The sequence below is a fragment of the Lysinibacillus sp. FSL P4-0201 genome, assembly GCF_038593425.1.
Lineage (GTDB): Bacteria > Bacillota > Bacilli > Bacillales_A > Planococcaceae > Lysinibacillus > Lysinibacillus capsici.
In genome coordinates, this window is record NZ_CP151995.1 from 3431369 (window position 1) to 3446211 (window position 14843).

Genomic DNA, 14843 nt, shown 5'->3' on the forward strand with positions numbered 1-14843 from the left:
TAAATAGCGTATCTATAGAGCTAAAGGAGTGGTAAATTATGAAACGTGATGGGCATATACATAGTCCTTTTTGTCCACATGGCACTACGGACTCATTCAAGCAATATATTGAAAAAGCAATTTCTCAACATTTCACAGATATAACATTTACAGAACACGCCCCATTGCCCAAAAGTTTTGTCGATCCAACCCCGCAACAAGATAGTGGCATGAATCCTGATGATCTCATGTCTTACATTGAAGAATTGCAACATCTACAACAACAGTATGCACAAGATATTCGTATCCGCATCGGACTAGAAGTTGACTACATCCAAGGCTTCGAACAAGAAACTCGTCAATTCCTTGATACCTATGGACGTCTTTTAGATGACGCTATTTTATCAGTCCATTTTTTAAAATGGCAAGATACCTTTGTATGTATCGACTTTTCTTCTGAATGCTTTATTGATTTTTCAAAAAAAGTTGGCTCTGTTGAACTGCTATATGATTTATATTATGATACTGTCCTACAATCGATTAGAGCAGATCTTGGACCATACAAACCGAAACGGATTGGGCATCCATCACTTATTCATAAATTCCAACTAGCGCACAACGAAAAAATCAATGACACCCCACGTATCAAAGAAGTATTAGACAGCATGAAATTCGCGGGCTATGAATTAGATTTAAATAGTGCTGGTTTAAGTAAACAATATTGTCAGGAGCCTTATCCACCATTTGCCCTTATCAATTATAGTCAAACTATTAAACTACCATATGTATTTGGTTCAGATGCACATTGCGCAGAAGATTTACATCAACACTATAATGTTATATTACCAATATAAATAACTTTTAAACGAGGTGCTTAGTATGTTTACACAAATTAATTACGAAGGATCAATTGCTGACCAGTATCTGACATTATCAAAACAATTAGATGCACTATTAACTGGCGAAACCAATCAAATCGCCAATTTAAGTAATGCCTCTGCTCTGTTAAATCAATTTTTAACGAACATTAACTGGGTTGGTTTTTATCTCTTGCAGGATAATGAGCTTGTGTTAGGACCATTCCAGGGTCTTCCTGCCTGTGTTAGAATTCCTATTGGGCGTGGTGTTTGTGGTACAGCTGTGGCAACAAGAGAAACAGTTGTTGTAAAAGATGTACATGATTTTCCAGGGCATATTGCCTGTGATGCTGCATCGCAGTCTGAAATTGTTATACCGCTAATGAAGCAAGGTGAAATTATTGGTGTGTTAGATATCGATAGTCCTATCGTGAATCGATTTTCAGAGGAAGATCGTAATGGCCTAGAGGAATTTGTTAAAACACTTCTTAACCATTTATAATACAATATAAAAATTGCCCTGAAATGTTTTATATTGTCATTTCAGGGCGATTTATTTAAACAACCATTTACGTTTTGCTTTATAATCCTATGAATTCGTTTGGAACGATCCATTGTGAGTACAAAAGCGATTTTTCCCGCTGTTTTTCGCCTCATACAAGGCAGTATCTGCATGTAAAAACACAGATTGGAACGCTGGTCGATCTCGCTCATCCCATGTTATAAGACCCGCAGAAATGGTTACTTGTGGATCTGTGGTACTTGGGATGACTTCCACAATGGTTGATGCTAATTCTAAAGCTTCTTTTTCATCGATGTTAGGGACATAGACAGACATTTCTTCTCCACCCCATCTTGCACAAATCCCACGACTTCCAATAGTCTCTTTTAATTGAACCGCAATCTGAACAAGAATTTTATCTCCAACTTGGTGACCATACGTATCATTAATGCGTTTAAAATTATCAATATCAATTAACAAAAACATACCAGATTGATCATATTCAAGTGATTTTTCTACAAACTGATCGAGGTAACTACGAGCATACAGTTTCGTTAAATGATCCAAATCGACCATTTCCTGAAGCTGTGTTCGTAAAATTGAGTTTGCAATGGCTAATGATGAATGGTGAATTAAAGATTGCATTAATTTGAAACTATCGAATGAAAAGAAATATGGCTCTTTATGTAAGACAATACTAAAACCATTAATCTTTTCCTCCATAAGTATAGGAATCGCCATAATAGAGCGATACTCAATTTGATTAGGAGTTAGACGGCTGAAATCGGCAACAAATAGTGGATCATTCGTTTGAGCAAAGTGCTGTTCAACATGTTTTATATAACTTTGACCGTTTTCTGAATGGAACAGGGAGGTACTTGCACCTGTTATTTCAAATGTATCGTGTTTTTTAAATGCGAAACATACTTCCATTGGCTGAAAGGATTTCAGTAACTGCTTTTGTAGGAAAAGTAACATTTCATGAATGTCAATTCGCATATTTAAACGATGCGAAGTTTCATTGATGAGTTGTAAATCACTTACGAGGCGATGCGATTGATGATATAACTTTGCATTTTCAAGAGCATTTCCTGAAGCTTGTGCCAGCATCCGTACAAAATCTTTTTCGGTTGTTGAAAAAAGATAAGTGGTGGGTGCACTTACTTGCAAGATGCCATAAATAGCTTGCCTGCCCTTAATCGGCGCATTTAACAACCGACAATTTAAATCGCTCGCTAGCTCTGTCGTCAACTCTCCTGATACAAAGGCTTCAATTGTAGCAGGTCTTTCTGATAAATAATCAAAAAGCTTAATATCGATGGTCGTGTGTCGATCTTGATCATTCGATAAAATAAGCTCCACATTAAACTCAGGAAAATTATCCCGTATATTTTTTAATACATTTTCTAAAATTAAATCAATATCCATTGTTGAATGAAATAAGTCAGTCATGTTATATAGTTTTCTATATTGGTCTTCATTTATTTTGACATCTAAATTGTCTCTAATCATTTGAAGAACCTTTGAAAGTGTTTCTATACACTCTTCACCATACTCCGAGGTCATAAAGTCTGTCCAAGACTCTGTTGCCTCCACAAGTAATATACCAATGGGATTTTTGCCCTCTGCTTGGAAAAGCACCATATCTGTCATCATTGAATAGGCCTGTCTTGCTTTCAATATATAAGGAATTTTCACTACTTTTTGTTGATAAAAACTAGCTTCGATCATCAGCCATGACACAGCATTTAGCTTTGTTTCAATTGTTAATGAAGCCATCTCTTCGATTGGGATTAAGGAATTACCTTCAAAACTAAGAAAAGCAGCATTATCAATTTTCAAGCGCTTCTTTAGAAACTGTTTCAATGAACAAAAATACCCATTAAAACTAGTTTGTTCTTCATAAGAACTCACCCAAAAGCTCAAAACATCAGATTTTATATATTTTAGCGTTTGTAAATGGTCTGTCATGAAATCACCTTTTCTATATAACGTCCAAATCAATTACTATTAACTTATAATATATTATACATAATTTGTGTCATTTTGACTATGTAATTATCCCTTACTTTTACAATTTACATAACACAGCGTATCATTAACTATTCCCATATTATTTTAAATAGGTAGTGAGGAATTTCCTACTATGTTCTTTTATATTTTTTTACTAGCTAATAATTGACGTCCTTGTCCGAAGCAGTTACAATGGAGGTTGTGTAAAATAAACGCAGCAGTGGTATAAGCTTATGATTGTATTTTATTCCTCTATTTTCTGATGTACAACCACTTAGATGATCAGCAATGAAAATTAGATGGTGTATTGTGTAACCTAACGGCTGCATAGGCGAAAGTACATGAAAATAAAATGCGTGTAAGAATGGGTACTACTGGTTTTTGTTTTACAACAAAAAAACCAAATTTAAAGGAGGAGACAACAATATGTCTCGTTATACAGGTCCATCTTGGAAATTATCACGTCGTCTTGGTATCTCACTAAGCGGTACAGGTAAAGAAATCGAAAAACGTCCTTACGCACCAGGACAACACGGTCCAAACCAACGTAAAAAATTATCAGAATACGGTTTACAACTTCAAGAAAAACAAAAACTTCGTCATATGTATGGTATGAACGAACGTCAATTCCGTACTCTATTTAACCGCGCTGGTAAAATGAAAGGTGTTCACGGTGAAAACTTCATGATCCTTCTTGAAACTCGCCTTGACAACTTAGTTTACCGTTTAGGTTTAGCTCGTACTCGTCGTGGAGCTCGTCAATTAGTTAACCACGGTCACATCTTAGTAGATGGCAAACGCGTTGATATCCCATCATACAGCGTAAAACCAGGTCAAACGATTTCTCTTCGTGAAAAATCTCAAAACCTTGCTGTAGTAGTAGAAGCAATCGAAGTAAACAACTTCGTACCTGACTACTTAACATTCGATGCTGACAAAAAAGAAGGTACATTCACTCGCCTTCCAGAGCGTTCTGAATTATCAGCTGAAATCAACGAAGCATTCATCGTAGAGTACTACTCTCGTTAATCAATTGATGCTAATAAAAGCCCTGAAATCCCTTGTATACCAAGGCTTCAGGGCTTTTTTTCTATGAACAATCAATTAGAACCTACGTTTTTTCCGCTTTTAATCATTAGCGCAAAAACTAATCCAGTACCGAGTATTGTAGCAAGTAGGAGGAAGGCTACAGTAAAGCTACCAAATTGTATGAAATAAGCAGATATGAACGGTGCAACACTTGTTCCAGCAAATAAAATTACTGTGTACATAGAAACTGCAATCCCTCCCATATTCCAACCTAACTGACTAACAAGCGTTACTAATGAAGGAACAGCAAGTGCAATCCCACCAACAAATAAAATACTACTGATTGTTAAACCGGCTATAGTTGAAATAAAGCTCATCGCGGTCAGTGCAATAATCGAAAGAGTTAAGGCCATTTTCAGTACAAACAGCACATTAAAACGCTTTGCTATTTTCCCCGCAAATGGTGACATAACCATCCCCACTATCCCAAAGATACGAATGTAGATAAGGTTCTGACTTTTCATACCAAAGAAATCACTCGTTAAATAAGCCCCTAAAATAATGTACATACTGACAAATGACATTAATAATGCAAACGCAATGATATAACTAAAGATCAAATTTCTATTGGTGAAAATAATACCAATTCTCTTCAGAAGAGCCCATATATTTTTAGTTTCATTCTGAATTATTCCCTTCGGTAAGATCCACACGACTAACAAAGCAGTCATAACATACACTACAGCAAGTACATAAAAGATGACATGCCAATGACTATGGTCGCTTACATATCCACTAAACACCTGACCAACTATACCCGCTACAAGAAATCCCGTACTGATAAAACCTACTGCCCCAACTTTTCGATCATTTGGAAAAACCTCAAGAGTATAGGCAAGTGCTACTGGTGAAAATGTTGCTGCCGCAAGCCCCTGTAATCCTCTCAATAGAAGGATAAAAGAAAAGTCATTAACTAAACCTAGAAGTAACGTTATTACGCTTAATGAAAAAAGCCCAAATACAATGATATTTTTACGACCATATTTTTCTGATATCGCACCATAGAAAAAACACCCTAGTGCAAATCCAAGTGAAAAAACACTAGATGTAAAACCCGCTTTAGTCAATGAAATATGAAAATAATCACTGAATACACTAATCAGAGGTATTGTTAAATAGAGACTCGACATCACTACCATACCTGTCCAGGATAAAATAGTTGTCATTAAAGCATAATTTGCTCGATTTCCTGAAATTACAATGTTCATTTAAATACATCACCTTTTTAGTTCGATTAACTTATAGTTAGATAATCTAATTAAACGATTAAAAATTAAACTGTACCAACATAGCTACAGTTTAACGTTCCACCTTTAATTTTCTTTGAATAGATTTTAATAATTTACTCACTAGCTTTTCAAATACTTTTCGTTCATCAGGTTCCAAATCAATTAAATTAGAAGCACATGACGACCAATAAGTCGGTAACACTTTCGTTATAAAAGCACGACCTTCATCCGTTAAACTTACATAGACCTTCCTCCGATCTTCTTTACTATGATTCCGTACAACAAGATTTCTCTTTTCTAGCCAATCAAGCATTGACGTTGCTGATGCTCTCGTAATTCCTAATCGTTGAGCTAAAGCTGATGGAGTCGCTCGTCTATCTTCATGTAGAGTCAGCAATAGTAATAAGTCTAATTTACTTTCCGTAATGCCAAAAGGAGCTAACTCATTGTCTGCTACATCCAGCACATAATCACTTAACCATAACAACATTAATCCCAGCTTGGCATCTTCTCGATTTGTATCACTTGAAGAAGACGTTTGAATCAGTTCAAAATACGGCTCTACCCCTAATACAGGTAAATCATCTTCATGTGTGTACGATTTCTTACTTTTTGTCATTACAATCACCTTTTAATTAGATTATCTAACTATCAACTATTCTAACTATAAATTTAATCCAAAGCAAGAATTTTTATTTTCACTGATTTCTTCAAAATGATGCACTACTTTTTTAGCGCAGACGCATTGCCCAGATTATTATAACCAACAATAATTTTTTCTCTTATATTGTGGCAATTTTATGTACTTTAAAATAACAATTACATAGTTTCAAAATAACATAATCACTACCTTTATAATAAAAACAAAATATCAGTTATTTACTATTCATTAGATCATCAAAATAGAACTGTTTTCCAAAAAATATATTTTACTTTCATAGTAAAATATTTTTAAAACCTTTTTAAATTCAATATTCTACAACAAAACAACATTCCAATGCTCCTATCATCACCTTAACTTTTTTGTAAAATAATAACATGAAGAAATTTAACAATTTTAATAAAAATACGAGTTGAACTTTTACAAAAAATAGAATACGATGAATTGCGAAAGGTGGTTCACCATCATTCAAGCAATAATAATTTTTTAAAAGGGGTTGGAAATATGTCAGACGTTCTAAAGCAATTTGTTATGCCGAAAACAAACTTATTTGGACCTGGAGCAATTCAAGAAGTTGGTAAACGCTTAAATGATTTAGAAGTGAAAAAGACATTAATCGTAACAGATGAGGGTCTACACAAATTAGGTCTCTCAGAACAAATTGCAAACATCATTACAGCTGCTGGAATTGATGTAGCAATTTTCCCTAAAGCAGAACCAAATCCAACAGATCAAAACATAGAAGATGGCATTTCCGTGTATCATGCGGAAAACTGTGATTCTATTGTTTCTCTTGGAGGAGGCAGCGCACACGATGCAGCAAAAGGTATCGGACTTATTGCTTCGAATGGTGGACGCATTCATGATTATGAAGGCGTTGATAAATCACAAAATCCACTTGTGCCATTAATTGCAATTAATACAACTGCTGGTACTGCCAGTGAAATGACTCGTTTCACTATTATCACGGATACAGCACGCAAAGTAAAAATGGCCATTGTTGATAAGCATGTGACACCGTTACTTTCTATAAACGATCCTGAATTAATGATTGGTTTACCTCCTGCTCTTACGGCAGCTACTGGGGTCGATGCACTAACACATGCTATTGAATCATTCGTTTCTACGAATGCTACACCAATCACGGACGCATGTGCTGAAAAGGTCCTTCAGCTAATTCCTGAATATCTACCACGTGCCTATGCAAATGGAGCTGATATAGAAGCGCGTGAACAAATGGTATATGCACAATTTTTAGCGGGAATGGCCTTTAATAATGCATCACTTGGCTATGTTCATGCAATTGCTCATCAATTGGGTGGTTTCTATAACCTACCACATGGCGTGTGCAACGCTATTTTATTGCCACATGTTTGTCGATTTAATGTCACAGCACGTACAGAGCGCTTTGCTCGTATCGCTGAATTATTAGGAGAAAATGTAGAAGGTTTAAGTAAGCGAGATGCGGCTGAAAAGGCTATTACAGCTATTGAGAAGTTATCACAAGATTTAAATATTCCTAGCGGCTTCCGTGAATTAGGTGCAAAAGATGAGGATATTGAGATCTTAGCAAAAAATGCATTATTAGATGTGTGTGCTGAGACGAACCCTCGTAAAGCAACACTAGAGGATATCAAACAAATCATCACAAATGCAATGGGTCCTATTGTGAAAAAAGAAGAGTCACTCGAGGCAGTTGCCCTTTCTTAATCGACGGTTTCCTATAAGCCTGTACAAAGGATGGAGAAAACAAATGTTTTCTCCACTTTTTTATGGACTCGATACACACACATTGTCTATCACGGGAACTCTCGCTATACTTTTCTTAAAAAGAATAGGAGAAAATAATATGCGTTTAATTTCAATTTGTCCTAGCAATACAGAATTAGTCGCCTATTTAGGGCTGACAGACCAGCTCGTTGGAGTTGATGATTATTCTGATTGGCCATCATCGGTTAAAGATCTACCACAGCTTGGGCCTGATTTATCAATTAACATGGATGCATTAGAGGCATTACAGCCTGATCTTGTTCTGGCTTCCTTGAGTGTACCTGGTATGGAAAAAAACATTGAGGCACTAAAAGAAAGAAATATTCCTCATATTATTTTTAATGCAAACTCATTAGAAGAAATTGCGCAAGATCTTCTGACACTCGGGAAAGCTTGTCAAGTGGAGGAACAAGCAAAGACAATTGCTGAAGAGTACATGCATTCCATCGAAAAAATGTATTCCATTGCACAAACAATTCCGAAGAAACCTACCCTGTATTGGGAATGGTGGCCGAACCCTATTTTCACTCCTGGGAAAATAAATTGGCTAACAGAAATTAGCGCTCTTGCTGGTGGCATAAATCTATTTCAAGATGTTGAGCTTGCTAGTGTTCAAACAGATTGGACAGATGTTGTTAAACGCCAGCCTGACTATATCATGATGGCTTGGGTTGGTGTCGCATTTGAGCGTATCCAACCTGCTAATTTATTAAAACGTCCATATGCCAAAGAGTTACATGCCATTCAATCGGAACAGCTCCATGTAATGGAAGAATGGCTGTATTGTCGCCCTTCTCCACGACTTATTGAAGGTGCTATAAAGCTTGGAAAAATACTGCATCCTAAAGAATATGAACAAATAAAACCTCCAAGTTTCTTATGATGAAAAAACCACATCCAGTGTTTTTGGGGATGTGGTTTTGCAAATAGAAATTAGATAAATTTCACCATATGATATTTTTTCTTACCTCGACGGACAATGCTAAATGCATCCTCTAAACGATCCTTCGCATCGACTACATATTCTAAATCTGTTACCTTTTCACCGTTTACACTAATAGCACCATTTGATACATCTTCACGTGCTTGACGTTTGGAAGAGGAAATGCCAGCCTCCACAAGTAGGTCCACAATGTTTTTATCATCTTTAGTCATTTCAATAGAAGGAACATCTTTAAAAGCGTCCTTCATTTCTTCAGCTGAAAGTGCTTTTAGATCTCCTGAGAACAAAGCAGCTGTAATACGGATGGCTTGCTCTAATGCCTCTTGACCATGTATTAAACGAGTCATTTCTTCAGCTAGCGCCTTTTGTGCCTTACGTAAATGTGGCTCCTCCTCTACAGAAACGGCTAAAGCTTCAATTTCTTCACGAGATAGGAACGTAAAGATTTTTAAGTATTTTATGACATCTGCATCAGCTGCATTGATCCAGAATTGGTAGAACTCATATGGAGAGGTTTTCTTACCATCTAGCCAAACAGCACCACCTGCTGTTTTACCAAACTTTGTGCCATCTGCCTTTGTTACTAATGGAATCGTAATACCAAAGGCTTTCGTTTCTTCCTCGTGTGTTTTACGAATAACCTCTAACCCTGTTGTAATATTACCCCATTGGTCAGAGCCACCTACTTGAATACGGCAATTGTAGTGATTGTATAAATGATTGTAATCAATACCTTGAATTAACGTATAGGCAAACTCTGTAAACGAGATTCCTGTGTCAAGACGAGAAGCAATCGTATCTTTTGCTAACATATAGTTTACGTTAATTAGTTTCCCGTAATCACGTAAAAATTCAATTGTGTTTATATTACCAATCCAGTCACGATTGTTCACAAGCTGAGCACCATTGCCATCTTCCGCAAATTCGAAAATACGTTCTAATTGACTACGGATTCCTTGAACGTTTTTATCGATTTGCTCTACTGTTTGTAATTGGCGCTCTTCTGAACGGCCAGATGGGTCACCGATCATCCCTGTCGCACCACCAACAAGTAAAATTGGTCGGTGGCCCGCTTTTTGGAATCGACGAAGTGTTAACAATGGAACAATATGTCCAATATGCATGGAGTCAGCTGTTGGATCTACCCCACAGTATAAAGATACAGATTGTTCATCTAATAATTTTGCCATGCCTTCCGCATCTGTTTGTTGGTATAGCAAACCACGCCATTCTAAATCTTGTAATAATTCGTTTGTCATGTTCATTCCTCCTAAAATGGTTAAATTCATTACGTGCATGGACATGTTTAAATAAAAAAAGTCCCTACACGCAAACAATTGCATGCAGGGACGTTAAGTTGCAAACTAACGCGGTACCACCCAGCTTGAAGATGTCATCCACCTTCCACTTCATTCAGCCGCCTTTATCGCAGGCGCGCACGTCTAAGCTCCAAGCACGTAATTCGTCTCTACAATATGACCAGTTTTCACCAACCACTGGCTCTCTAAACAGGGAATATAGACACTACTGCAAGCTCTTCATCACCAGAAAACTATAAACATAATTTTATACGATTCTTTTTCAAAGTCAATAACTATGTTCGTGCTAAAACAATATGTGCTATAATAGACAAGATTTTAGGAGGTCGATACATTGAAAGATTGGATTGAAAAAATCAATGCAAAGATCGATGAATTACTTGAACAAAAATGGATGAAGAAATTACGTATTTCAGGTAGTGTTACCTGGAACTTATTTTTACTATTTTTAGTCTTTGCATTGGTTGGCACTGTATTTGTCGGTTCAGTTGGAGCTGGTTATTTTGCTTCTCTTGTAAAAGAAGAACCGTTACGCTCAAAACAAGAGTTAAGGGATCAAATTTTTAGCTATGAAGAAACCAGTGAGATTTATTTTGCCAACGATATTTATATTGGGAAATTAAGGACAGATTTAGATCGACGTGAAACTTCGCTTAGCAATGTTGCACCAGAGGTCGTGAATGCTGTTCTGGCAACAGAAGATGAATATTTCCGAGAGCATAACGGAATTGTTCCTAAAGCAGTTATTCGTGGGTTATTACAAGATGTCACAAACTCTGCAACGCAGACAGGTGGTTCTACACTTACCCAGCAGCTTATTAAAAACCAAGTACTAACTAATGAAGTATCATACGAGCGTAAAGCTAAGGAAATTTTACTAGCAATGCGTTTAGAACATTTTATGACGAAGGAAGAAATATTAGAGGCTTATTTAAATATCATTCCCTATGGTCGTAACTCTTCAGGACGAAATATTGCGGGTGTTGAAACAGCTGCGGAAGGAATTTTTGGCGTAAAAGCAAAAGAATTGACTCTTCCTCAAGCTGCGTACATAGCTGGTATTCCACAGGCACCATTTGCTTATACACCATTTACAAATACAGGTGAACTGAAAAGTGAAGAAGCTTTGAAACCAGGTATTGATCGTATGAAAACAGTACTTTATCGTATGAAAGAAGCTGGTTATATTGATGATGCACAGTATAATGAAGCGTTAAACTATGATATTGCTGCCGATTTCCGTGGACCAGAAATGCGCGCGGAGGATCGTTATCCTTGGTTGACTTATGAGCTTGAAGCTCGTGCAAAAGATATTATTGCTGAAAAATTAGCAAAAGATGATGGGATTGACCCAGAGCGCTTAAAGTCAGAAAAAAAATTAAAGGATAAATATACGATTTTAGCAGATCGTGATGTTCGTTCAAAAGGCTATCGTATTTATTCAACCATTAATAAAGATATGTATGATGCGATGCAAAAAGCAGCAAAAGACTTCCAGTATTATGGTCATACGTATACTGGTAAAGGGAAAGATCCTGTTACTGGTGAAGAAATTGATATTGAGATGCCGGTACAAGTAGGTAGTATTTTAATAGAGAATACGACAGGTCGTATTTTAAGCTTTGTCGGTGGTCGAGACTTTAAAACCACTCAAGTAAACCATGCAACACAAGCTTATCGTTCTAACGGTTCTACAATGAAACCATTACTTGTTTATGGACCTGCCATTGAGTATGGCGTAATCGGTGCGGGTAGTCCATTAGTTGACGTGAAATTCTCAATCGGTTCTTGGAGTCCAAGTAACTATATTACGAGTGATGAGCGAGGTCTTATTCCAGCACGTGAAGCTTTAGCAGATTCTCAAAATATTTCAGCACTACGTTTATATAATGATATTATTAGTAGACGCCCTGCAGATTTGTTAGTAAAAATGGGATTCTCAAAATTACATCCAGATGATTTTACTAACCTAGCAACTGGGATCGGTGCTTTAAGCGAAGGAACTACTGTTGAAGAAAATACAAATGCATTTGCTACCTTTGCAAATGGTGGCCAATTCATTGACGCTTATATGATTGATCGAATTGAAGACCAAGAAGGAAATATTGTTTACCAACATGAAGTAGAACCTGTTCAAGTATTTAGCCCAGAAACATCTTATATCGTGACAGATATGCTACGTGATGTTCTCACTAAAGGAACAGGGACAATGGCACGAAATACATTAAAATTCTCTTCTGATTTCGCTGCAAAAACAGGGACTTCTCAAGAATATAAAGATGTTTGGTTAGTTGGTTATAACCCTAATGTATCTCTTGGTGTTTGGATGGGTTACGATCAACCTCGTACACTTTATGCATTTAACAACACCTATTTACAGCCAAGCGCTCGGGTGAATAAGCTATGGGGTACTTTAATGAATGCTGTTTACGATGCGGACCCTCAGCTAATTGACCCTCCAACAAGTTTTAAGGCGCCTAAAAATGTTGTGACAGCATCATTCTGTGGCATTTCCGGCATGGCCCCTTCTGCAGCTTGTGCTAGCGCAGGTCTTGTACGCTCAGATTTATTTAATGCGAAAGTATTTTTACCATCACAACCTGATGATAGCTTAGCCTCTTCAAGTGTTGTGACGATTAAAGGAAAAACTTATAATGCGTTGCCAAATACACCAGCAGAGTTTGTAAAAGCAGGTGGCGCAGGCATTAATCAAGACTTTATTAAACGAATGTTAGGTAGACTTGGCGGGAACCCTGCTAGTCTGTTACCAAAGAATTCTACATTGTCGAATTCATCTGTATCAGCAGTTGATTTCCCAGCGGATGGTAGCCCTCCAGCAGCTGTCTCAGCTTCAGTAAATGGCTCTACATTAACATGGTCAGAGTCATCGAATGATGTTGTTGGTTATCGTATCTACAACGTTACGAATGGCGGTAATACACTTGTAACGTCCGTACTAGAGGCAACACAAAGCATTACCGTTGCTAGTGGACAAGCTTATGTAGTGGTCGCTGTAGATATTACAGGTTTAACATCACCACACTCCAATGTTGTGTCTACTGGCGGTAGTGAAAATGAACCTGACCCAGAGGAAAACGACCAAGAACCAATACCACCTACAACGCCACCTACTAATGGCAATGGTAATGGTTCGGGTAGTAACGGCAATGGCTCCAATAACGGGAACGGGTCTGGTAATAACGGCAATGGCTCCAATAACGGGGATGGTTCTGGTAACAATGGCAATGGCTCCAATAACGGGGATGGCTCCGGAAGCAATGGCGATGGATCTGATAACCCCGGAGATGGCACAAACGGAGGAGACAATGGTAATACCACTACTCCAACTGAAACATCAAGGCGCTAATCCATTATGCCTTAACAAAAGCATTTGTATTAGATAATCAATTAAACAGACTTACTGCATATTCCTTATGAATTGTAGTAAGTTTGTTTTTTTGTCATTATTAAGAGAACTACTATTTTGAAGGGGTGAAAATATATGAACATATTGATTTTAGGAGGCACACACGTTTTTTTGGAAAAAAGCTAGTTGATCTTTGTATTCAAAATGGACATAATGTAACGATTTTAACACGTGGTCAAAGTGGCAATCCCTTTGGTACACATGTTAAGCAATTAGTAGTAAATCGTAATGATCGTGATGCTTTAGAACAGGCACTAGCCAATACAACATGGGACATTGTCTATGATAATATTTGCTATTCGCCCAACGAGGCACAAGCGATTTGCGAGATATTAAAAGGAAAAACGAAAAAGCTGGTCTTTACTTCTACTCTTTCAACATATGAGGTAGATGGTCAGATGAAAAAGGAAGAAGACTTTGATCCATACCAGTATCAAATTCGTATGGGACATCAAGAGGAATTTTCTTATGGAGAAGGAAAACGACAAGCGGAGGCAGTCTTATTCAAAGAAGCTTCATTCCCAGTCGTAGCTGTACGTTTTCCAATTGTGATGGGTGAAGATGATTATACTCGACGTTTACATTTCCACGTTGAACATATTTTACAGAATCAGCCGATTACTTTACCGAACATTGATGCAAAGATGAGTTATATTACAGATGAGGAAGCTGCTGAATTTTTATACTTTGCGGGCGTTACTCCTATTGAGGGACCATACAATGCTACCGCATCAGGGGCCATATCTCTCAAAGATCTAATTGCTCTAATTGAAGAAGCAAGTGGTCAGCGCGCAAAAATTTCCCTCATTGGTGGTGATGAGGAATCACAGTCTCCTTATGGGGTGCCTGCTGATTGGTATATGTCCAATGCTAAGGCTGAGAAGGCAGGATTTACGTTTAGTCAGCTTGAAGATTGGTTACCAAAATTAGTGACAACATTAGTAAAACAGCTACAATAGCATTTATAGCGCAAAGAATCTGCTAATATCTAGCAGATTCTTTGTTCATCCTAATGTCTAGTCATTTTTGCCGCTAATGCCTCACTTTCTGCTGA

Annotated in this window: 10 protein-coding genes and 1 pseudogene; 7 read left to right on the plus strand and 4 right to left on the minus strand. The window is 37.2% G+C overall.

The features are described 5' to 3' along the window. Positions 1-38 precede the first annotated feature (38 nt). Positions 39-833 carry a histidinol-phosphatase HisJ gene (gene hisJ / locus MKY76_RS17190; RefSeq protein ID WP_342556893.1) on the plus strand — a complete coding sequence of 265 codons (795 nt, stop codon included), beginning with the start codon at positions 39-41 and terminating at the stop codon, positions 831-833. A gap of 25 nt (positions 834-858) precedes the next feature. Continuing rightward, complete coding sequence (locus MKY76_RS17195; RefSeq protein ID WP_048393529.1) at positions 859-1338, plus strand: GAF domain-containing protein; 480 nt, start codon at positions 859-861, stop codon at positions 1336-1338. 87 nt (positions 1339-1425) lie between these two features. On the opposite strand, the gene MKY76_RS17200 is transcribed toward MKY76_RS17195, so the two are convergent. Then, complete coding sequence (locus MKY76_RS17200; protein WP_048393527.1) at positions 1426-3309, minus strand: GGDEF domain-containing protein; 1884 nt, start codon at positions 3307-3309, stop codon at positions 1426-1428. Between the two features lie 468 nt (positions 3310-3777). On the opposite strand from MKY76_RS17200, the gene rpsD reads away from it, so the two are divergent. Further along, positions 3778-4380: a 30S ribosomal protein S4 gene (rpsD, locus tag MKY76_RS17205; protein ID WP_004226141.1), complete on the plus strand. Its 603-nt coding sequence runs from the start codon at positions 3778-3780 to the stop codon at positions 4378-4380. Between the two features lie 71 nt (positions 4381-4451). Here the strand turns inward: rpsD and MKY76_RS17210 are convergent, their stop codons facing one another. Both MKY76_RS17210 and MKY76_RS17215 read right to left on the minus strand, forming a co-directional pair. After that, a complete protein-coding gene (locus tag MKY76_RS17210) occupies positions 4452-5648 on the minus strand; it encodes an MFS transporter (protein ID WP_342556894.1) in 1197 nt (398 codons plus the stop codon). A 91-nt stretch (positions 5649-5739) separates the two neighbouring features. After that, positions 5740-6288, minus strand: coding sequence for a MarR family transcriptional regulator (locus MKY76_RS17215; protein WP_054549941.1), 549 nt, complete (start codon positions 6286-6288; stop codon positions 5740-5742). A gap of 546 nt (positions 6289-6834) precedes the next feature. Between MKY76_RS17215 and MKY76_RS17220 the strand changes: the two genes are divergently transcribed. Next, complete coding sequence (locus tag MKY76_RS17220) at positions 6835-8040, plus strand: iron-containing alcohol dehydrogenase (RefSeq protein ID WP_004226138.1); 1206 nt, start codon at positions 6835-6837, stop codon at positions 8038-8040. Positions 8041-8179: 139 nt separating this feature from the next. Then, complete coding sequence (locus MKY76_RS17225; protein WP_103118663.1) at positions 8180-8983, plus strand: cobalamin-binding protein; 804 nt, start codon at positions 8180-8182, stop codon at positions 8981-8983. 50 nt (positions 8984-9033) lie between these two features. On the opposite strand, the gene tyrS is transcribed toward MKY76_RS17225, so the two are convergent. Next, the gene (gene tyrS, locus MKY76_RS17230) at positions 9034-10302 is read right to left on the minus strand and encodes a tyrosine--tRNA ligase (protein WP_048393520.1); all 1269 of its coding nucleotides are present in this window, start codon (positions 10300-10302) and stop codon (positions 9034-9036) included. A gap of 394 nt (positions 10303-10696) precedes the next feature. Between tyrS and MKY76_RS17235 the strand changes: the two genes are divergently transcribed. Next, entirely contained in the window at positions 10697-13729 is a 3033-nt protein-coding gene (locus tag MKY76_RS17235) for a transglycosylase domain-containing protein (protein WP_342556895.1), read from the plus strand. A 135-nt stretch (positions 13730-13864) separates the two neighbouring features. After that, a pseudogene (locus tag MKY76_RS17240) lies at positions 13865-14748 on the plus strand (NAD-dependent epimerase/dehydratase family protein). Positions 14749-14843: the final 95 nt, after the last annotated feature.